General features: G+C 69.0%; 15 protein-coding genes, 32 tRNA genes, 1 other RNA gene and 1 pseudogene. 42 read left to right on the forward strand and 7 right to left on the reverse strand.

The window, feature by feature from the left end:
* Positions 1-24 precede the first annotated feature (24 nt).
* Positions 25-681, reverse strand: a complete 657-nt coding sequence (locus KBX46_RS20940) for a response regulator transcription factor (RefSeq protein ID WP_099855124.1) — start codon at positions 679-681, stop codon at positions 25-27.
* The gene (locus tag KBX46_RS33030) at positions 669-1,895 is read right to left on the reverse strand and encodes a sensor histidine kinase (protein ID WP_210793754.1); all 1,227 of its coding nucleotides are present in this window, start codon (positions 1,893-1,895) and stop codon (positions 669-671) included. Before KBX46_RS33030 ends, KBX46_RS20940 begins: the two co-directional genes overlap by 13 nt.
* Positions 1,896-2,063: 168 nt before the next feature.
* Between KBX46_RS33030 and KBX46_RS20950 the strand changes: the two genes are divergently transcribed.
* The 3 genes from KBX46_RS20950 (at position 2,064) to KBX46_RS20960 (ending at position 4,156) form a co-directional block, all read left to right on the forward strand.
* A complete protein-coding gene (locus KBX46_RS20950; RefSeq protein WP_210793755.1) occupies positions 2,064-2,294 on the forward strand; it encodes a hypothetical protein in 231 nt (76 codons plus the stop codon).
* A gap of 239 nt (positions 2,295-2,533) precedes the next feature.
* Positions 2,534-3,295, forward strand: coding sequence for an ATP-grasp domain-containing protein (locus KBX46_RS20955; RefSeq protein ID WP_247667902.1), 762 nt, complete (start codon positions 2,534-2,536; stop codon positions 3,293-3,295).
* Between the two features lie 129 nt (positions 3,296-3,424).
* Positions 3,425-4,156, forward strand: coding sequence for a hypothetical protein (locus KBX46_RS20960; RefSeq protein ID WP_247667903.1), 732 nt, complete (start codon positions 3,425-3,427; stop codon positions 4,154-4,156).
* Positions 4,157-4,224: 68 nt separating this feature from the next.
* Here the strand turns inward: KBX46_RS20960 and KBX46_RS20965 are convergent, their stop codons facing one another.
* On the reverse strand, positions 4,225-4,566 hold the full coding sequence (locus KBX46_RS20965; protein ID WP_210793757.1) for a hypothetical protein: 342 nt from the start codon (positions 4,564-4,566) through the stop codon (positions 4,225-4,227).
* On the opposite strand from KBX46_RS20965, the gene KBX46_RS20970 reads away from it, so the two are divergent.
* The 35 genes and pseudogenes from KBX46_RS20970 to KBX46_RS21140 all read left to right on the forward strand — a co-directional run bounded on the left by KBX46_RS20970 (position 4,540) and on the right by KBX46_RS21140 (position 9,472).
* Positions 4,540-4,612, forward strand: a tRNA-Trp gene (locus KBX46_RS20970). The two genes, KBX46_RS20965 and KBX46_RS20970, sit on opposite strands and share 27 nt — an antisense overlap.
* A gap of 186 nt (positions 4,613-4,798) precedes the next feature.
* Positions 4,799-4,871 (forward strand) — tRNA-Ala (locus tag KBX46_RS20975).
* A gap of 119 nt (positions 4,872-4,990) precedes the next feature.
* A tRNA-Glu gene (locus KBX46_RS20980) sits at positions 4,991-5,064 on the forward strand.
* A 17-nt stretch (positions 5,065-5,081) separates the two neighbouring features.
* A tRNA-Gly gene (locus KBX46_RS20985) sits at positions 5,082-5,154 on the forward strand.
* A 7-nt stretch (positions 5,155-5,161) separates the two neighbouring features.
* A tRNA-Gln gene (locus KBX46_RS20990) sits at positions 5,162-5,238 on the forward strand.
* Between the two features lie 92 nt (positions 5,239-5,330).
* A tRNA-Leu gene (locus KBX46_RS20995) sits at positions 5,331-5,405 on the forward strand.
* 71 nt (positions 5,406-5,476) lie between these two features.
* Positions 5,477-5,647: pseudogene (locus KBX46_RS21000) on the forward strand (HNH endonuclease); the annotation flags it as partial.
* 46 nt (positions 5,648-5,693) lie between these two features.
* Positions 5,694-5,768 (forward strand) — tRNA-Gln (locus tag KBX46_RS21005).
* A 78-nt stretch (positions 5,769-5,846) separates the two neighbouring features.
* Positions 5,847-5,922: transfer RNA gene (locus KBX46_RS21010), tRNA-Leu, on the forward strand.
* A 1-nt stretch (position 5,923) separates the two neighbouring features.
* A tRNA-Arg gene (locus KBX46_RS21015) sits at positions 5,924-6,000 on the forward strand.
* Position 6,001: 1 nt separating this feature from the next.
* Positions 6,002-6,075, forward strand: a tRNA-Thr gene (locus KBX46_RS21020).
* A 5-nt stretch (positions 6,076-6,080) separates the two neighbouring features.
* Positions 6,081-6,154, forward strand: a tRNA-Met gene (locus KBX46_RS21025).
* Between the two features lie 10 nt (positions 6,155-6,164).
* Positions 6,165-6,247, forward strand: a tRNA-Leu gene (locus KBX46_RS21030).
* A gap of 11 nt (positions 6,248-6,258) precedes the next feature.
* A tRNA-Ala gene (locus tag KBX46_RS21035) sits at positions 6,259-6,331 on the forward strand.
* 25 nt (positions 6,332-6,356) lie between these two features.
* Positions 6,357-6,429, forward strand: a tRNA-Asp gene (locus tag KBX46_RS21040).
* Between the two features lie 5 nt (positions 6,430-6,434).
* A tRNA-Ser gene (locus KBX46_RS21045) sits at positions 6,435-6,524 on the forward strand.
* A gap of 1 nt (position 6,525) precedes the next feature.
* A tRNA-Ile gene (locus tag KBX46_RS21050) sits at positions 6,526-6,597 on the forward strand.
* Between the two features lie 9 nt (positions 6,598-6,606).
* Positions 6,607-6,966: RNase P RNA component class A (gene rnpB, locus KBX46_RS21055), an RNA gene on the forward strand.
* A gap of 12 nt (positions 6,967-6,978) precedes the next feature.
* Positions 6,979-7,051, forward strand: a tRNA-Arg gene (locus KBX46_RS21060).
* A gap of 4 nt (positions 7,052-7,055) precedes the next feature.
* A tRNA-Pro gene (locus tag KBX46_RS21065) sits at positions 7,056-7,129 on the forward strand.
* A gap of 5 nt (positions 7,130-7,134) precedes the next feature.
* Positions 7,135-7,208 (forward strand) — tRNA-Pro (locus KBX46_RS21070).
* A gap of 5 nt (positions 7,209-7,213) precedes the next feature.
* Positions 7,214-7,301: transfer RNA gene (locus tag KBX46_RS21075), tRNA-OTHER, on the forward strand.
* Between the two features lie 480 nt (positions 7,302-7,781).
* A tRNA-Lys gene (locus KBX46_RS21080) sits at positions 7,782-7,857 on the forward strand.
* Between the two features lie 3 nt (positions 7,858-7,860).
* Positions 7,861-7,934, forward strand: a tRNA-Arg gene (locus tag KBX46_RS21085).
* Positions 7,935-7,945: 11 nt separating this feature from the next.
* Positions 7,946-8,017 (forward strand) — tRNA-Lys (locus KBX46_RS21090).
* 2 nt (positions 8,018-8,019) lie between these two features.
* A tRNA-Met gene (locus KBX46_RS21095) sits at positions 8,020-8,097 on the forward strand.
* Between the two features lie 85 nt (positions 8,098-8,182).
* Positions 8,183-8,254 (forward strand) — tRNA-Val (locus tag KBX46_RS21100).
* A gap of 12 nt (positions 8,255-8,266) precedes the next feature.
* A tRNA-Glu gene (locus KBX46_RS21105) sits at positions 8,267-8,340 on the forward strand.
* Positions 8,341-8,344: 4 nt separating this feature from the next.
* Positions 8,345-8,434 (forward strand) — tRNA-Asn (locus KBX46_RS21110).
* 1 nt (position 8,435) lies between these two features.
* Positions 8,436-8,507, forward strand: a tRNA-Val gene (locus KBX46_RS21115).
* A 20-nt stretch (positions 8,508-8,527) separates the two neighbouring features.
* A tRNA-His gene (locus KBX46_RS21120) sits at positions 8,528-8,602 on the forward strand.
* Between the two features lies 1 nt (position 8,603).
* A tRNA-Tyr gene (locus KBX46_RS21125) sits at positions 8,604-8,687 on the forward strand.
* Positions 8,688-8,692: 5 nt separating this feature from the next.
* Positions 8,693-8,765, forward strand: a tRNA-Arg gene (locus KBX46_RS21130).
* Positions 8,766-8,774: 9 nt separating this feature from the next.
* A tRNA-Cys gene (locus tag KBX46_RS21135) sits at positions 8,775-8,845 on the forward strand.
* Positions 8,846-8,959: 114 nt separating this feature from the next.
* Positions 8,960-9,472, forward strand: coding sequence for an LURP-one-related/scramblase family protein (locus KBX46_RS21140; RefSeq protein WP_088949023.1), 513 nt, complete (start codon positions 8,960-8,962; stop codon positions 9,470-9,472).
* 24 nt (positions 9,473-9,496) lie between these two features.
* Here KBX46_RS21140 and KBX46_RS21145 read toward each other — a convergent pair whose 3' ends face one another.
* Positions 9,497-10,849 carry an FAD-binding oxidoreductase gene (locus tag KBX46_RS21145; RefSeq protein WP_210793758.1) on the reverse strand — a complete coding sequence of 451 codons (1,353 nt, stop codon included), beginning with the start codon at positions 10,847-10,849 and terminating at the stop codon, positions 9,497-9,499.
* 47 nt (positions 10,850-10,896) lie between these two features.
* Here KBX46_RS21145 and KBX46_RS21150 point away from each other — a divergent pair, with 47 nt between their 5' ends.
* The 3 genes from KBX46_RS21150 to KBX46_RS21160 all read left to right on the forward strand — a co-directional run bounded on the left by KBX46_RS21150 (position 10,897) and on the right by KBX46_RS21160 (position 14,069).
* Positions 10,897-12,363, forward strand: coding sequence for a PLP-dependent aminotransferase family protein (locus tag KBX46_RS21150; protein ID WP_210793759.1), 1,467 nt, complete (start codon positions 10,897-10,899; stop codon positions 12,361-12,363).
* Between the two features lie 48 nt (positions 12,364-12,411).
* Positions 12,412-13,215, forward strand: coding sequence for a TIGR02452 family protein (locus KBX46_RS21155; RefSeq protein ID WP_210793760.1), 804 nt, complete (start codon positions 12,412-12,414; stop codon positions 13,213-13,215).
* A 179-nt stretch (positions 13,216-13,394) separates the two neighbouring features.
* Positions 13,395-14,069 (forward strand): PhzF family phenazine biosynthesis protein, encoded by a 675-nt coding sequence (locus KBX46_RS21160; protein WP_088949018.1) that lies wholly within the window; start codon positions 13,395-13,397, stop codon positions 14,067-14,069.
* 31 nt (positions 14,070-14,100) lie between these two features.
* On the opposite strand, the gene KBX46_RS21165 is transcribed toward KBX46_RS21160, so the two are convergent.
* The 3 genes from KBX46_RS21165 to KBX46_RS21175 all read right to left on the reverse strand — a co-directional run bounded on the left by KBX46_RS21165 (position 14,101) and on the right by KBX46_RS21175 (position 17,075).
* Positions 14,101-16,092: an acyl-CoA dehydrogenase gene (locus KBX46_RS21165; protein WP_210793762.1), complete on the reverse strand. Its 1,992-nt coding sequence runs from the start codon at positions 16,090-16,092 to the stop codon at positions 14,101-14,103.
* A gap of 180 nt (positions 16,093-16,272) precedes the next feature.
* Positions 16,273-16,461, reverse strand: coding sequence for a hypothetical protein (locus tag KBX46_RS21170; RefSeq protein WP_210793860.1), 189 nt, complete (start codon positions 16,459-16,461; stop codon positions 16,273-16,275).
* A gap of 77 nt (positions 16,462-16,538) precedes the next feature.
* Positions 16,539-17,075, reverse strand: a complete 537-nt coding sequence (locus tag KBX46_RS21175; protein WP_247667904.1) for an ATP-binding protein — start codon at positions 17,073-17,075, stop codon at positions 16,539-16,541.
* 342 nt (positions 17,076-17,417) lie between these two features.
* On the opposite strand from KBX46_RS21175, the gene KBX46_RS21180 reads away from it, so the two are divergent.
* Positions 17,418-18,425 carry a hypothetical protein gene (locus tag KBX46_RS21180; RefSeq protein ID WP_210793763.1) on the forward strand — a complete coding sequence of 336 codons (1,008 nt, stop codon included), beginning with the start codon at positions 17,418-17,420 and terminating at the stop codon, positions 18,423-18,425.

The raw sequence follows: 18,425 nt of genomic DNA on the forward strand, positions 1-18,425 counted from the left end.
TGCCAGGTCCGGGTACAGCAGGCGCTACCGCCGACCGCCGTCCAGGTAGCGCAGCACCGCGGTGACCCGGCGGTCGGCCTGGTCGTCCGGTGGAAGCTGAAGCTTCGAGAAGATGCTGCGGATGTGCTTGTGCACCGCGCCGTCGGTGACGAACAGCCGCTCGGCGATCGCGCTGTTGCCGAGCCCTTCGGCCATCAGCCCCAGCACCTCACGCTCACGCGGCGACAGCTCGCTCAGCGCCGTGTCCGTCCGGCGGTTGCGGGCGAGCAACTGCGCCACCACCTCCGGGTCGATCACGCTGCCGCCGTTCGCGACGCGGTGCAGCGCGGCGAGGAACTCCTCGACCCGGCCCACCCGCTCCTTCAACAGGTAACCGAGCCCGACCGCGCCGACCGAGAACAGGTCGGTGGCGAACGCCTGCTCCACGTACGCCGACAGGACCAGCACCGCGAGGCCGGGGCGGCGCCGCCGGGCTTCCACCGCGGCCACGATGCCCTCGTCGGTGTGGGTCGGCGGCATCCGTACGTCCACGATCGCGACGTCCGGCGCATGTTCGTCGACGGCGACCAGGAACTCGCCCGGAGTGCCGGCCGTGGCGACCACGTCCAGATCCTCCGCCCGCAGCAGCAGAGCCAACCCCTCACGCAGCAGCGGGTCGTCCTCGGCGATCACGATCCGCATGGCAGCTCCACGTCCATTCTCGTCGGCCCTCCCGGTGGGCTCGTCAGCGTCATCCGGCCGTCGTACGCCTCGACCCGCCGGCGGATACCGGTGAGCCCTGAGCCACGTGTCTCGTCCGCGTCGCCGTGCCCGTCGTCCTCAATGCACACCAGCAGCCGACCGCGCTCGCGGCGCACGGCCACGTCCACCCGGCTCGCACCGCTGTGCCGGACGACGTTGGTCAGCGCCTCGGCCACCACGAAGTACGCGGTGGCCTCGACCGAGGCCGCGCACCGCACAGCCACGTCCACCTCAAGTCGGCAGGGCACCACGCAGCTGCCGGCCAGGCCCGCCAGCGCGCCGGCGAGACCCCTGTCGTCCAGCACGGGCGGCAGGATCCCGCGCACCACCGTACGCAGCTCTCCGAGTGCCTGTTCCGCGGCGTCCTGCGCCTGCCCGAGGATCTCGTCGGCGCGGTCCGGATTGCGGCGCACGGCCCGCCGCGCGGCACCCAGCAACACGTTGACCGCGACCAACCGGTTCTGGGTGCCGTCGTGCAGCGACCGCTCGATCCGGCGCAGTTCGACAGCGTGGGCGTCGAGCGCCGCAGCGCGGGTGGCGGTCAGCTCGGCCACCCGCAGCGACAGGTCGACACCCGGCGGCGGAGGCAGCAGCAACCGGCCCGGCCATGCCTGGAGACGGGCCAGGACCGGGCTGAACCAGATCGCGGCGGCCAGCGAGCCGACCCCGAGCAACCCGACCGCGAGTGCCTCGGACAATCCGTCGATGCGCCACCAGACGATCCCCGGCGCGCCGGCGTCGGCAGGGATCAGCTGGTACCACAGGGGGAACGTGACGTACTGCATGGCAGAGAGGGGCAGCGCGAGGCCGACAACCCCGGTCGCCAGGCCGATGAGCGAGGAAAGCCCGACCCAGCCCAGCTCCCGGCGTACGAAAGGATCGCGTGCCGCCGTCCGCAACCCGACCGGCACCGGCCCCGGCGTGGGGATCGGCTCGCCCCAGCGGGACAGCCGGGCCCGCTCGCGGTCGCTCACCCAGCGCACCGCCCGTAACGCACCGGGCGCCGCCAGCAGCCCCACCCCGAGCAGGCAGGTCACCGCCACGATCACCGCCCAGAGCAGCGCGCCCAGCGCCAGCGTGGCCGTGCCCAGCCCCCCGACCAGGTGCTCCAGAGCGTCGACCGAGGCGCGAACCCGGCCTCGCACGTACGCCATCGACCCACCTCCCCCGCCAACATAGGCCACCACGGGCCGCGCCCGGCAACGCTCGGCGCGGAAGGTACAGCCTGCTGTACCACTGTCGTCGAGCTGGCGGGATCGTCCCCGCCACACCCCGCGCCTAGCGTTGACGGCATCGAGGAACGCTCGCTCAAGGAGGCAGTCATGACCGACCCGTACCGCATCACCGAGACCCCGGTCGCCGCGCCGAAGAAGCCGGGCGGCCTGCTACGCCCGCTGCTGTGGCTGGTGCTCTTCATCAGTGCGGCGGCCAACGTGGTGCTGTCGACCGCAGCGGACAACCCGTGGATCAGCTCGGCGTTCGGCCTGGTGGCGGTGCTCTGCGCGGTCACGCTGCTCGTCCACCACCGCCGTAACCGCACGCGAGAGTCGTAGGGACATGGACGCGTACTCGACCCCCGCCCTGGCCTGGACGCCACGCTCGGGGCGAACGCTGACCGCGTCATGCCCGCTCGTGCCGGGACCGGGCGGCGGGCCGCGATAACAGGTCGAGGTCGAACGGCCGCCTGGGGCATGATGCAGGCGTGATCTTGTTGGTTCCCGCGGACCCGCTTCGGCCGCGCCACCCGGACGAGCACTTCGCCGCGGAGGCGCGGGCTGCACGTGCTGCCGGGATGGATGTGGCGGTGGTCGACCACGACGCGTTGGCGCGGGGCGGAGACGTGCGCCGCGCGGTCGCCTCGGTCTCTAGCAGCGGTCCGGCTGTGTACCGCGGCTGGATGCTACGTAGCGAGCAGTACGCCGTGTTCGCTGAGACACTCGCTGAGCGTGGTGTGGTGGTGCGGACTGGTGCTGAGCAGTACCAGCGGGCGCATGAGCTGCCTGGCTGGTATGCAGCTCTGGCTCCCGTGACCCCGCCATCGGTGTGGACCACGGGCTCCGAGCGGGCCGACTTCGACCGCGCGCGTGCCGAGCTTGGCGCGGGACCAGCGGTGCTGCGTGACTACAGCAAGTCGATGAAGCACTACTGGGACGCGGCCGCGTTCATCCCCGACCTTGAGGACGGCGCGGCCGCGTGGGGCGTGGCGTCGCGGTTTCTGGAACTGCGTGACGACGACTTCGTGGGCGGGCTCGTGCTGCGGCGCTTCGAGCGGTTCGCCTCGACCGAGGTGCGCACGTGGTGGATCGACGGGGCGTGCGTTCTGATCGGAGCGCATCCCGACAGCCCGAACGACTCGGCGCCGGTCGAGCTCGACCTGGCCACGGTCGCACCGTTGATCGGCGGGCTCGGCCTGTCTTTCGTCACCGTGGACCTCGCTCTGCGTGCTGACGGCATGTGGCGGGTCATCGAACTCGGCGACGGGCAGGTCAGCGACCGACCAACCACCATCGAACCTCAGACGATGATCGAGGTCCTGCTTGCGCAGGCCCGCTGATCGGCAACACTGTCCGCCGGTGGGCCGAGGTCGAAGCCCGCGACGCTCGGCAAGCGAACTGGCAGCGCATCGACGACTCCGAGCTCGACTCCGTCGAGCGGAGCGCGGTTCTCGCCGTCTACTCCGCCCATGCTCGGCCTGGCCGCTCAGGAGAACACTTTGCACTGCATGAAATGCGGCGCCAGTCTCGAACATCCCGGCCAAGGCCACACGTGCCGGTCCTCGACACCGCCGCCCGCGCCTCGGACAGCAGGTTGGGACGTCGCGACCTGGTTCGTCGTCGGGTTCGCCATCCTCTTTGCCCTGGCCGCGATCGCCGCGGCCGTCCTCGGCAGCATCCCGAGCGCCCGGGCCCGGCCGCTGCCCCCGTCCGGCACCGGCGCAGCGGTCGGTTTCGTCCTGGCCAACCTGACCCTGTTCGTCGCCATCATCGGCCTGGCTGTCAGCGGGCTGATCTGGGGACGCGGCACGCGCCAGCTCGCCGAGGCGCACGGCTCATCCGGCCGCTCGTACAGCCGCCACTGGGGCACGCGCGTCTTCCCCGCCTGCGTCGTCTGCAGCGCGGCCATCGCCTGGCTGGCCACCGACCGAACCGCCCCTGCCGTCCTGTTCGGCCAAGCGGCCCTGCGCACCCTCGGAGCCGCCGCACTGATCGGGGGCGTGCTGCACAGCCGGACGCGGGTCCTGCGGCTGATCGCCCACGTCAACAGAGTCGTCGCCGGACACTACTCGCCGGTCGCCAGGCAGGACCCGGCGTGGCCGCTGTCGCCCACTCCGACCAGGGAGGACTGGAACGCCGGCCAATGGGACCCGGATGTGCTGCGCGACATCGAAGCTCGCCGTCACCGCGACAGAACCTGATTTTGAGGTGCGGCCGGTCTCCAGCATGCCGACCGCTACGGCAGGGCAACATCAACCCGGGAACCGTCTCAGCCCGCCAGGCTTCGAAGCCGGTCCGTCGGAATATCCATTGCCATCTGATCGGCACAACGCTTACCTTGAATGAGCAAGGCCGTCCCGACCAACCCAAGGAGTTCCCCGTGTTGCAGCACGCCTACACCGAAACCACGCGGCTCATGCCGCGCGGCGGTGACGTGCTGCCCTCGATTGCGCGAGCCCACGATCTGTGCGCGAGTGAGCAGAACTGGAAGCCGGGGTGGCGGCGCGAATAGCGCCAGCGCAAGCTGCGAAGCCGCCCACCCCGACAGGGACAGGGCGGCTTTCTCGTTACTGAACAACTTCATAGGGGCGTAGCTCAACTGGTAGAGCACCGGTCTCCAAAACCGAAGGTCGCGGGTTCGAGTCCTGCCGCCCCTGCTTTTCGTCCCGGCTGCGGCCGGCGGCGTTGCAGATTCTCAACTTCACAGTGGATGGCATAGCAAAACCCCGGCCGGCGCCTGCGCGGGGCCGGCCGGGGGCATTACCTCCGGGGCGAGGGAGACGGCTGACCCGCTCGCTTTGGGAGCGAGAGACACGGGGTTCGACACCCCGGTCCCGGATCATGGGGTTGTAGCTCAGCTGGGAGAGCGCCGGTTCGGCAGACCGGAGGTCGAGGGTTCGAATCCCTTCTTCTCCACGCATCCGTGCCCTCCTGGCGTAACTGGTAACGCACGGGAGTGAAGTCCCCGAGGGCTCCGGGGGAGGGCACGTTGGCGGCGATCGTGGGCTCGCGACCGCGATTCCCGCCGGCTCCATGGGCCGTTGGAGCAAGCTGGCAGCTCACCTGGTTCTCAGCCAGGAGGTTACGGGTTCGAGCCCCGTACGGCCTACGCAAGTGAAATGCCATGCGGTCGTGGTGAACTTGGCGGACACGTCGGTCTTCCAAACCGAAGAAGCGGGGTCGGTGCCCGCCGACCGCTCTACCATTCCGGGGTGCTCTGCTGGCAAGGGCGACGGGACTTTGGATCCCGGTACAAACGCAGGTTCGATTCCTGCTCCCGGAGCAACACTCGACCAGCGGGAAAAGTCGCCGCTGGGGTTGCAGATCCGGAACTCGACTGCCCCCAGTGGACGATGCCGCAACCTGCGGAAGCCTGCCCCGGTAGCCCAACTGGTAGGAGGCGGCGCACTCAAACTGCGCACAGTGCGGGTTCGAATCCCGCTCGGGGCACTCAGCAGGTCGCCGGTTCGACTCCGGCCGGCGGCTCCAAGCACCACCGCCCACGAGAGAAGGAGGGCCCGGTGGACGCCGTTCTCGTCCTCAACGCCGACCTGGGACCGCTGCACCCGGTCCCGATCAAACACGCGATCCGGATGCTCATGCGCCAGGTCACCGAGATCCACGAAGCCGAGCCCGACCGGCTCATCGGCGTCTTCCCGATACCCAAGGTCCTGCGCCTCGTCCGACACGTGCAGCGCTGATCACCGGCCGGCGAGTCCGCGGCTCGCCGGCCACGATTCCCGGGTCGTCTATTCGGTAAGACACCGCACTCTGGATGCGGGGAGCTGGGTTCGAATCCTGGCCTGGGAGCCACGGCAGGGCGCGTAAGCGGGTCGGCACAGGGTGCACCCATCGGCGCCGGCGAACCGGAAGGGACCCTGCCGCGAACATGCCCTCGTAGCCCAATGGAAGAGGCGCGGTCGTGAGGCGGCCGTAGTTGCACGTTCGACTCGTGTCGAGGGCACCAAGCCGGCGTAGCTCACCGGGCCAGAGCACCGACCTTCTAACTCGGAGGCAGCCGGTTCGAGTGCGGCCGCCGGCTCCACGCCAGCGAAGCTCACCAGGGCAGAGCGGGCCCCTCGTAAGGGCGAGGATGCGGGTCCGCCTGCCGTCGCTGGCTCTCTCGCCGACGTAGCTCAGGTGGTCAGAGCGCTCCGCTCATAACGGAGAGGCCCCCGGTTCGACACCGGGCGTCGGCACGCACATCACGCGCTCGTGGTGGAACCTGGTAGACACGCACGGCTCAGACCCGTGTGCCGAAAGGCATGGGAGTTCGACTCTCCCCGAGCGCACGCAACACCATGGGGACGTGGCCCAGTTGGTAGGGCATCTGTATCGCACTCAGAAGGTCAGGGGTTCGACTCCCCTCGTCTCCACTCCCCCGGCCTCGGCCGGGACCATGCTGGCGTGGCCAAGCGGCTAAGGCACCTCGTTGTCAGCGAGGGGATCGCGGGTTCGAGTCCCGTCGTCAGCGCGCATGAAGGGTTGGCCGAGTCTGGTCGATGGCGCCGCGTTGCTAGCGCGGAGCGGGTCACACCGCCGGGGGTTCGAATCCCTCACCCTTCGCCAAGCCGTCGTAGCTCAGCGGTTAGAGCACCGAGCTGATAACTCGGGGCCGGAGGTTCGATTCCTCCCGTCGGCACGCAGCGAGAATGCCAGCCAGGCGACCGCGTCGGCCACCAGGCCGCCGAGGAACGTACGGGCTCCGCAGGGCAAGGTGGTTCCTAACGGGAACCCGGCGAAAGCCGCGGGACAGTGCCACAGAGAACAGACCGTCCGCAGCACGACCGCCGGTAAGGGTGAAACGGTGGGGTAAGAGCCCACCGCGTCCTCGGTGACGGGGGCGGCACGGTAAACCCCACCCGGAGCAAGGCCGAACAGCACGCGGGCGGCCCGCCTGATGCGTGCGGGTTGGCCGCTAGAGCCTGCCCGGCGACGGTAGGCCGAGATGGATGGTCGCCCCCACCCTGTCGGGGTGGGACAGAACCCGGCGTACCGGTCGGCTTCCCTCGCCGCAGTACATGCCCCCGTAGCTCAGTGGATAGAGCACGAGATTACGGATCTCGGTGTCGCTGGTTCGATTCCAGTCGGGGGCTCTTTCGGGATATGGCGCAGTCAGGTAGCGCTCCGGTCTGGGGGACCGGAAGTCGCCGGTTCGAATCCGGCTATCCCGACTCAACGGGTACTAGCTCAACTTGGTGGAGCGCCGGCTTCGGGAGCCGGAGGAGGGGAGTTCGAATCGCCCGTACCCGACGCATGGAGGGTAGTGCGGAACACGTCCGCAACCGGTCTCGAAAACCGGCACCGGGCGAAAGCCCGAGGGTTCAACTCCTTTACCTTCCGCCACGCAGCGTGGCTCTTGTTGTCAGACTATTAGTAGACAATTGAGCCGTGGAGAAGCGCTGCTCGAAGTGCCAGCAGGTTAAGTCGCTCACTGACTTCGCGTTGAACCGTAGGCGGGCCGATGGCCGAACGACCTACTGCAAGAGCTGCAAGAAGCAGTACAACGCGACCTACTACACGCTCACGAAGGACCGGCACAACCCGAGCCGGGCCGAGCGGCGGCGACAGGCGAAGGCCGAGGCGACCGCTCGCGTTATCGAGTACCTGCGCGAGCACCCCTGCGTCGACTGCGGCGAGGCGGACATCGTAGTCCTGGACTTCGACCACCAGCGCGACAAGGAAGTCGGGGTGAGCGAACTGGTGGGTGCTGGCGCTCCCTGGGAGCGCATCCTTGCCGAGATCGAAAAGTGTGAGGTGGTCTGCGCTAACGACCACCGCCGTCGGACAGCCCGCACCTTCGGGTGGGCACGGCTGGAAGAACGAGCGCCGCTAGCTCATGGGGTAGAGCTGCTGACTCTTAATCAGTAAGTGCAGGGTTCGAGTCCCTGGCGGCGTACCAGACCCCCCGGTAGCTCAGCGGATAGAGCGCTGGTTTCCTAAACCGGGTCGTCGCAGGTTCGAGCCCTGCTCGGGGGACGTCTATATTCGGGCCGCTAGCTCAGTGGTAGAGCTGCCGACTTTTAATCGGAGTGTCCAGAGTTCGATCCTCTGGCGGCCCACTTGCGGGATGGCGCAGTTATGGAAGCGCGCTGGGCTCATAACCCAGAGGCCGCTGGTTCGAATCCGGCTCCCGCTCCCACGTTCCTGTCCGTTCGGGTTGGCCCTGGCACAGGGAGTGCCAGGCGTAAGCGCGGCACACACTCCGCGACCAGCCCCCTACTCGCGCCCTGGTAGCTCAGCGGGAGAGCACCGGTTCGACAGACCGGGGGCCGCTGGTTCGAATCCAGCTCGGGGCACGTAACCCACCTGGCGCGGTGGACGAATGGAAGAGTCGCCCGGCTTTCACCCGGGACATGTGCGGGTTCGAGTCCCGTCCGCGCTGCCGATCTGGCGTAAACCGTAATTTGGTAGCGGTCCGGACTGTTAATCCGGCGGGCGTCAGCCCTCTACAGGTTCGAGCCCTGTCGCCAGAGCCAAGCCCGTGTAGCTCAACGGAAGAGCACCTGGTTTACACCCAGGGGGTCGGAGGTTCGACACCTTCCACGGGCACTGGCCTTCGGGCCGTAGTTGTGGCTGTAGCTCAGTGGTAGAGCGTCCGGTTGTGACCCGGAAGGACGCGGGGTCGGTACCCGCCAGTCACCCCAGGGGAGTGCGCCACCGATGGTGAGGTGGGCCGGGCTGTAACCCCGGTGCGTTCGCGCTCAGGGAGTTCGAATCTCTCCACTCCCACGCATGCCCGCGTAGCTCAGGGGACAGAGCACCAGCTTCCGGAGCTGGGTGTCGGGGGTTCGATTCCCTCCGCGGGCGCTTCTGCCTGGTCGTGTGCCCGAGTGGTGAGGGAGCGGTCCGCAAAACCGCGTACGCCGGTTCGATCCCGGTCACGGCCTCGACTGCCATCCACTGCGGAGAGCGAGCGGGATGCTGTTCCCGATGGGGGAGCCGAAGGGTCGGCCGCTCCCGGCCGGCCGGCACTTCCGGGCGGGGTGGGGGAGAATCGGTTCATGTTTGTCATCAGGGAGCGGTTCTTCTCGATCGGCGACGACTTCGACGTGCTCGACGAGCACGGCACCAAGGTCTTCCACGTCGACGGCAAGGTGCTCAGCGTCCGCAACAAGGTCATCATCGAGGACGCCTCCGGCCATGAGGTCGCCACGCTGCACCGGCACCTGGTGGCGCTGCGTCCCACGTACGAGATCAGGATCGGCGGCGAGAAGGCCGCAGAGGTCCGCAAGAATCTGCTCACGCCGTTCCGCGACAAGTTCACCATCGACGTGCCAGGGCCCGACGACCTGGAGATGAAGGGTGACCTGCTCGACCACGAGTACGTGATCGAACGCGACGGCACCGAGGTGGCCGTGGTCTCCAAGAGGTGGCTGACGATCCGGGACACCTACGCCGTGCAGGTCACTGCCGGCGTCGACCCGCTGCTCATCATCGGCAGCGTCCTCGCGCTCGACCTGGCCATGGACCGCGACAAGAAGAAGAGCGACAAGAAGAAGAGCGACGAGGACTGACTGCCAAGGCAGCAGCCGGCTGCCCTACTGGCTGTGGGGCCGGATGTTGTGGTTGAGGTGGAACACGTTGTGCGGGTCCCAGATCGTCTTGAGTGCGGTGAGCCTGGCGAGCTTGGCGGCCGGGTACGCGCGGCGTACCCCGCGTTGCCCCTCGTCGGCGGCGAGCGAGTTGACGTAGACGCCGTCGGCGTACGGGTCGAGCGCGGCTCCGGCACTGCGAGCCGCTGCCATCCGAACGTCGTCTTCGGATGGCTCGGTCCAGCGGGAGCTGGCACCGAACTCGAACATGGTGCCGCGGTGGCTGAACGCGGCGTCGGCGTCCACGACGTCGGCGATGGCGCCGCCGTGCGCCTGCAGGCCGACGTCGGCGAGGTGGGCGCCGGTGTGCAGGTCCGACTCGCCGCGCAGCAGGAACGCCTCGATCGCGGCGGCGGGGAACTGCCGCAGGTAGTGCGCACTGGAGTACCGGCGGTAGGCGTGGCCGCCGACGGTGTCGTCGCGTTGCTGAAGTTCCAGGTATGACGGGGTGGTGACCCGCTCCGCGCCCGGGCGCCCGAGCGCGCGCATCGCCGGCAGCAACCGGTGACCCTGTGCCGGCTGGCCGACCCACACGAAGCCGACGGTGGCGACAGGGCCCCTGGCCGTGCTGTGGACATCGGCGGTGAAGGTCGCCTGCCGCGGCGCGACGGCGTTGAGGTCGCGCCAGCCTTCGAGCACCGGTACGGCGTCCTCGGCGCGGAAGTCGAACTCGGCGACCAGGGTCTGCGTTCCGATGTGGTGCAGTTGGAAGTCGAAGTCGGTGACGATGCCGAAGTTGCCGCCCCCGCCGCGCAGACCCCAGTAGAGGTCGGGGTTCTCGGTTCGGCTCGCGGTCACCACTTCCCCGTCCGCGGTGACCATCGTGTAGGAGACGACGTTGTCGCAGGCCAACCCGTGTTGGCGGGCGAGCCAGCCCATGCCGCCGCCGAGGGCCAGGCCGCCGACCCCGGTGTGCGAGACGTTACCGGCGGTCGTGGCGAGGCCGTATGGCTGCGACGCCCGGTCGAGTGCGCCGAGCAGCGCGCCGCCCTGGACCCGGGCGCGTCGTCGGATCGGGTCGACCCGAACGCCGTTCAACGGGGTCAGATCGATCATCAGGCCGTTCGCCGGGACGGCGAGGCCGGCCACGTTGTGCCCGCCGCAGCGTACCCCGATCTCCAGATCGAGTTCGCGGGCCAGGCGCACCGCGGTCACCACGTCGGTGACGCTCGCGGCCTGCACGATCATCCGCGGGCGGCGGTCAATCATGGCGTTCCAGACGGTGCGGGCCGCGTCGTACCCCGGGTTGCCCGGGGTGAGGAGGCGGCCGTCGAAGCGAGGGCTGGTCGTTGTCGTCATACGTCCGAGCCTGATGGAAATCGGTACACCCGGTAAGGTCCGATTTCATGGGTCGAACCAGGACCAATTCGAGCACTGCGGAGGACCTGCTCATCGATGTCGACCGGTCTGTGGGCGAACCGCTGCACCGGCAGATCGCCGCCTCGATCCGGGGCAGCATCCGGGCTGGCCGGTTGCGTCTCGGGACGTCCCTGCCGCCCACCCGCACCATCGCGGCCGATCTGGGAGTCTCACGCGGCGTCGTGGTCGAGGCCTACCAGCAACTCGTCGCCGAGGGCTACCTCACCAGTCGGGCGGGTGGTTACACCCAGGTCGCCGTCGATCCGGTACCACCGTCGGCGAGTCGGCGCGGCGGGGATCGGCCGGCGGCCGGGATCGACTTCGGGTACGGCCGCACCGACGTGTCGTCGTTCCCCCGGGCCGCCTGGCTGCGTTCGGTGCGAACCATCCTCACCACCACGCCGAACGAACGCTTCGCCTACCTCGACGGGCGTGGCGTACCCGAACTGCACACAGCCCTGAGCGACTACCTCAACCGTGTCCGCGGCACATCGGCCCGCCCGGAGAATGTCGTGATCTGCAGTGGCTACGGCCAAGGCATCGCGCTGATACTCCAGGTGCTCGCGGCGCGCGGCGCGCGCAGGGTGGCCGTCGAGGACCCATCCGCTGACGACGACGCCCGCCTCGTCGCGGCCTCCGTCGGCCTGGACGTGATCGGCGTCCCGGTCGGGCCGGACGGCATTCTCGTCGAGAAGCTCGAACAGACCGACGCGGACGCCGTCGTGCTGACGCCCTCGCACCAGTGGCCCACCGGCGGCGTCCTGTCGGCCAGCGCACGGGCCCGGGTCATCGGGTGGGCGCAGCGTCGCGGCGCCGTGGTGATCGAGGACGACTACGACGCGGAGTATCGCTACGACCGTTCACCCGTCGGCGCCATGCAGGGGCTGGCACCCGACACCGTCGTCTACTGCGGCACGGCAAGCAAAACCCTGGCACCAGGGCTGCGCCTCGGGTGGCTTCTTGCGCCGTCACACCTGGTCGACGACATCACGGCGGCCAAGGTACGGGCCGACCGCGGTTCTCCCGTCATCGACCAACTGACCTTCGCCGACTTCCTCACCCGCGGCGAGTTCGACCGGCACCTACGGCGCATGCGCCCGGTCTACCGCCGCCGCCGCGACGCACTCCTGGCCGCGCTGCGCGCACGGCTGCCCGAACTGGAACCGGTCGGTGTCGCGGCGGGCCAACACGTCGTCACCTGGCTCCCGCACGACCTCGACGAGGCCCCGGTCGTCGCTGCCGCCGCCCGGCGCGGACTGGTGGTGCAAGGCGTCTCCCGGTACCGACTGAGCCCCACCGGACCCGGCGGGCTTCTCTTCGGCTACGCCACCCTCACCGAACGCGCCATCGCCGACGGAGTGGAAGCCCTCGCCGATGCGGTCACAGAGGTCCGGAAATCTTCTCAGCTGACGGACATCACTAACCCGGTTGCCGGTTGGGGCGGGACTGCCTAGCTTGCTCCTCGTGGAGAACAAGGGTCGTAGCGCAGACGAGTGCGCCGGGTGAGCGGTCGTCTGCGCGAGATTGCCCGGCAGACGGTTGCAATCGCTGACTCGGGTCGCTATCGCAATGGTGCCGGCGACGAGGTCGGCATCGGCGAGATGGTACGTGCTGCAGTCGCCGGCACTCGTCTCTACCTGCCGGACGAGGTGCCCGCGGTGGGAAACGCGGAGCCCGGTGCAGGCAGGGTGGAGGTGACGTACGAGTCGACGTTGCAGGCAGCTCGTCGGTTGGCGCCCGGAGCGGCCTGTCTGGTGTTCGCCTCGGCGAAGAATCCGGGTGGTGGGTTCCTGGGCGGAGCGAAGGCGCAGGAGGAGAGCATCGCCCGCTCCTCGGCGCTGTACCCATGTCTCCTTGCTGCCCGGGAGTTCTATGCGTTCCACCGCGAACAGCGGGACCTGCGCTACAGCGACCGCGTCATCTTCTCCCCGGACGTGCCGGTCTTCCGGGACGACAGGGGCAATCTGCTCGACCGGCCACACACGACGTCGTTCTTGACCGCAGCGGCGCCTAACCTGGGCGCGATCCTCCGCAACCAGCCCGAACACGTTGCGGACGTACCGGCGGTGCTGACCCGGCGTGCTCGCCGAGTGCTGGAGGTCGCGGCCGCGCACGGACATCGGACGTTGGTGTTGGGCGCGTGGGGATGCGGCGTGTTCCGCAACGATCCCGCTACGGTCGCCGACGCCTTCGCCCATGCGCTGCGGGAGGTCGATCGCTTCGACCACGTGGTGTTTGCCATCCGCGACAACCTGCCGGAAACACCGGTGTATCGCACGTTCGCGGAACGCTTTGACCTGGGGTGATGCGCGCGAACGGTCTGGCGCGACCTCCCAGCGCTGAGCCTGTCGCTACGTGGCTGCGGCTCAGATCACCGGCAGCCGCGATCCGCGTGGCACGCGGAGTAACAGGGAGCGGGGATGCCGAACGCGCCGATGAGTCGCACGGTGTCCGCCCAGCAGACTTGGTGTGGTTAGCATCGCTCGTGACAGATCTGCATGTACTTCGTGTGTTCTGCGGTCCCGGCGGCACGTACGGAAACCAGCTGGGCGTTGTTCTTGACGGCCATGCCGTGGCCGCTGGGCAGGACCGCCATGCCGTGGCGGCGCGACTGGGCTTCAGCGAAACCGTCTTCGTCGATGATGCCGGCACAGGAACCGTCGATATCCACACGCCGAGCGTGCGGCTGCCGTTTGCCGGTCATCCGTTGGTGGGCACCTCCTGGTTGCTGAGTCGGCTCGGAGCCAGGCCGGAACTCCTACACCCGCCAGCGGGATCGGTGCCAACCTGGCAGGACGGCGAGTTCACCTGGATCAGTGGTCGCTCGCAGTGGGTGCCCGACAGGCGCATGCAGCAGTACGCCTCAGCCGAGGAGGTCGACGCATTGCCGTGCCCGCCGCCAGGTGACGGGTGGCTGTACGCGTGGGCGTGGCAAGACCGGGCCGCCGGTCGGGTGCGTACCAGAGGATTTCCCCGCCGGGGCGACGCCATCGCCGAGGATGAAGCCACCGGCGCGTCCGCGATCGTGCTCACCGCGGAACTGCAGCGGGCGCTGGACATCATCCAGGGCAAGGGATCTCAGATCCTGACCCGACCCGGTCCGAACGGCACCGTCGAGGTCGGTGGCCGGGTCATCCTTGAGGAAACCCGCTCCCTCTGAATGAGCCCTGTCGGTCAGCGAGTCTGCCTGCCTACACCGGGACTGCCTGCGTACCACTGGTGGCGTCATGGGCGGACATCGTTTCCTGCCTGCGGGGCTCCTCGCGCAGGATGGCGCAGTGCAGCCACGTGTCCGGGATGGCGAAGCCGTCCACGAGCGTTCGCATGTGCGGGCGCAGCTCTTTGAGCAATCCGTTCACCACGCCGGTGATCGCCTTCGAGCGGGCCGGCGTGAGCCGGCCGTGCTCCAGGAACCACCCCTTGTTCGCCTCGATGACGCTGAGCGCGTACAGGTCACAGACGCGGGAGAGGAGCGCCTGGACCGCCGGGTCGGCGGTGTTCTCGATGCCGGCAACGAACGCCTCCAGGGTGACCCGGTCGATGTGCGCGGCGGCAACGGCCAGGACGTGGTCCTGGACGTCGTTGAAGATGTCGAAGGGGCGGTCCTTCTTGGTGGCCGCGCCGCCGCGAAGGCGGCGGACAGCGCCCTCGAGGAGGTGCCGCTCACGGTCCTCGAAGGCCTTCAGCTGCCAGCCGCGGTCGGTGACGGCGACCTCCTCGTCGCGGCCGGGCACCGCGCTGATCAGCCGTTCGATGAGCGACCGTGCGGCGGTGCGCTCGAGCACCATCTCGCGGACCTGCTCAGCGACGAAGGAGGCGCGCCCCCAGCCGTCCAACGAGCCGAACTCGTCGCGGTAGCCGGTGAGCAACCCCTTGGCCACCAGCTGCAGCAGCACCGTGTTGTCGCCCTCGAACGTGGTGAAGACGTCGGTGTCGGCCTTGAGACTGGGTAGCCGGTTCTCCGCCAGGTAGCCGGCGCCGCCGCACGCCTCGCGGCACATCTGGATGGTGCGGGTCGCGTGCCAGGTCTGCGCGGCCTTGAGACCGGCGGCTCGGGACTCCAGCTCCCTCTGCCGGTGCTCGTCGACCGGCCCGTCGCCGCCCTGCACCTCATTCAGCGCAGCGACCAGCTCGGTCTGGGCGAAGTGCAGCGCGTACGTGGTGGCCAGGGCCGGCAGCAGCTTGCGCTGGTGGGCCAGGTAGTCGTTGATCAGCACCTCCCGGTCGGCGCCGGGAGTGTCGAACTGGCGCCGGATGTCGCCGTAGCGCACTGCGATGGTCAGCGCGGACTTGGTGGCCGCCGACGCGGCGCCGCCCACGCTCACCCGACCACGGACCAGGGTGCCGAGCATCGTGAAGAAGCGCCGGGAGTCGTTCTCGATCGGGCTGGAGTACGTGCCGTCCTCGGCGACCTGACCGTAACGGTCCAGCAGCATGTCGCGGGGCACCTGCACGTGGTCGAAGCTGAGCCGCCCGTTGTCCACGCCGAGCAGGCCGGCCTTGGGCCCAGCGTCGCCGATGGTCACGCCGGGCAGCGGCTTGCCCTGTGCGTCGCGGATCGGCACCAACCACGCGTGTACGCCGTGCCGCTGACCGTTCGTGATCAGCTGCGCGAAGACGACCGCCATGCGTCCGTCCCGGGCGGCGTTGCCGATGTAGTCCTTGCGGGCCGCCTCGTGTGGGGTGTGCAGGTCGAAGGTCTGCGTCTGCGGGTCGTACGTGCAGGTGGTGCGCAGTTGCTGGACGTCGGACCCGTGGCCGGTCTCGGTCATCGCGAAGCAGCCGAAAATGGTGCCCGAGATGATGTCCCGCAGGTAGGTGTCGTGGTGGCGCTGGGTGCCGAGGGCTTGCACTGCGCCACCGAACAGGCCCCACTGCACGCCCGCCTTGACCATCAGCGAGAGGTCGACCTGCGCCAGCATCTCGCTGGCGATGATCGAGCCGCCGACGTCGGCGCTGCCGCCGTACTCGGTGGGAAAGGCCGACGCGATCCCCAGTTCGACGGGGAGTTCGGTCAGCAGCCGGGAGATCCGCTCACGTGCCTGGTCACCGGTCTCGCCGTACACCGGAAGGAAACGCTCGTCGAGGTGCTCCCGGTGCGCGTTGCGCACCTTTGCCCACGGTCCGTCGAGCACGTCCCGCAGGCGAGCGAGGTCGATGTGGCCGGACGCGTGATCGTGCATGGTCACCCCTCGGCTGGTGGACATATGGGTACAGTCCGTACTCGATCAAGAGTACCGGCGGGCTGTGGCGACCTGGCGAACGAGATCGGGGTGAGACGGGACACCATCGAACTCTCACATCGCGCTCAAGCGACCGACGGGCTGGCCCGGACCGCTCCCGACCAGCCCGCCGCTCGTGCCTCAGGCCTCGTTTTCGCTGTCGGCCAACTGGTCGGCCGGGGCCTGCGCCACCGGGTGGCCCGTGTCGTCGACCAGCCCCGGCGCCATGCTGCCGCCGTGGGCGTCCTGCGCCGCCCGGGTGCTGCGGGCCCCCTCGTCCTGCGGCACCCCGGTCTGCTCCCCATCGAGTCGCTCGTCCCGCTCGGTCATATGTGTTCCTTCCTCTGTCCTGACCAGCGGCGGTACCCGAACGACCGGCCGGGAAACCGGCTCCTGGCGGCCCGGCGTCAGGAGACCGCCGGCGGCCAGCGGCGTGCGCGCCACTCGTTCCAGGTCGCGAAACCAGCCGGTGGCTCATCGACGGGTTCGCTGCCGTCGAGTTCGCCTGGCGTCGGGATGTCGATGGTGGCGGCCCACTCGGCGAGTTCCTCGTCGGACATCGGCCACGTCGTGTGCGGCGCTTCGGCTTGCCGCCGGTCGAGTCGTCTGCGCTGCTCGGCTGGGGTGAGCGCGAAGTAGCGCATCTCCACGAGCGCGCCGAGGTCTGCTGCTGCCTGCCGCAGGGCGGAGCGTTCGTCCCGACTCCAGAGACCGAAGTCGATCACAACGTTGTTGCCGAGTTCGAGGGCGCGCAGCCCGATCTCGATGAGTCGTCCTTCGATCACGTCCTGAGCCGATGGCGGATTCTCGTGCCCGTAGAGAGCTTTCACCCATTCGTCCTTCGTCAGACGAAGCGCCTTCCACTCGATTTCGATACGCCAAGCGGCAGTGGTCTTACCGGTGCACGGGAGCCCGACCGTCAGGAACAGTGTCGGCCGCGTCATCAACACCCACTTCCGATCGAATCCCCATCATCTGCCGGCCTTCTCGGCCAGTCGGCCACACGCTCCGGCTCGCCTCGGCGCTGTTGCCATGGCCTCAGCGGCTGCCCGAGGGTGAACGGATCGAACGTACCGGAACAGGCTGCAACGAACCGTGTACCGGCAGCACTCCACGATTCGACGTAGCCGACGTCCCGCTCACGCGCGAGTCAGACGGCGCCTCGGTTGACGAGGCTGAACGTGGTGTCGAACGGGGCGTCACCGAGAAACTCGACAAGTACATTGGCACTTCTTTCCGAGTGCTTCCTACGCACCGAGCGGGGCACAGTTGCAGTGAGCCTGGAAATGGGTGTCATCCCGTCCGGGGCCGAGCTGAGCAGGGCGACCACGGTCGCCCTGCTCAGCAGGGTCTTCGGTGACGATCCGGATCTCCACGAGGATGTCGCCGGCGGGGAGTACGCCGAGTTGGTCTGGGAGGGGGAGCGGCTCGGCACGCAGTGGTTCGTGCACCCCGGCAAGACGGGAGTCAGCGAGCTGGTCGTCTCGATCTGGGACGCCTTCCCCCTGCTGCCGGCCGCCGGATTTCGGGCCGAGGTGACGCGGGTCGTCGAGGTGCTGCAGGAGGTGGCGCAGGCGACCGGCGGTCGGTTCGTCGTCCAGGAGGGCGATGTCACCGGCGCGCCGCTCGGCGAGGTCCTCGACATGATCTTGTCGGACGAGGACGACCGGACACCTGCCGGGATGGTCCTCAGCACCACGGCCGAGTCCGACGAGGACTTCCTGGGGCGCTACCTGGCCGCCGGAGACGAACGGCTCGCCTGGCTGCACGACCAGGCCGCCCGCACCGGCAGACCGCAACGGCTCGACCATTCCCGCGACAGCCTGGCCCCGATCTGGGGCTGGGCCATCGGCCGCCTCGAGTTGCGCCCCGCCGATGCTCCCCGGGAGAAGGTGATCCTCGAAAACGGGAGCGTCTTCCAACGCCCGACGGACGCCGTCCTGCCGATGTGGTACGGGCGGAGTGCGCTCCTCGCCCCGCACATCTGGTCGGACGAGTCCCTCGCGCTGATCGACGCGGTCGCGTTCTACGCCGCGGAGTGCGTCCGCCACGCCGTACCCGAGCTGAGCTGGCAGGTGGGGCACGGGGAAACCCGGGGATACGTGTACGCGGGTCAGCCGGTGCTGGCCGGGCGTGGTCATGACCTTGAGCCGATCAGCTCGCTGAGGCCGCTCATGGGGAAGGTCTACCACCTGCGCAACCCTGACCCGGTGGACCCGCGCACCCCGCCGGCCGCGGAGGACCTGCGGGACTGGTTCGACGCCGCCGTGGCGGAGCGCCGCTCCGAGAGTTGA

Source organism: Micromonospora sp. C81 (assembly GCF_018070425.1).
Taxonomy (GTDB): domain Bacteria; phylum Actinomycetota; class Actinomycetes; order Mycobacteriales; family Micromonosporaceae; genus Micromonospora; species Micromonospora zamorensis.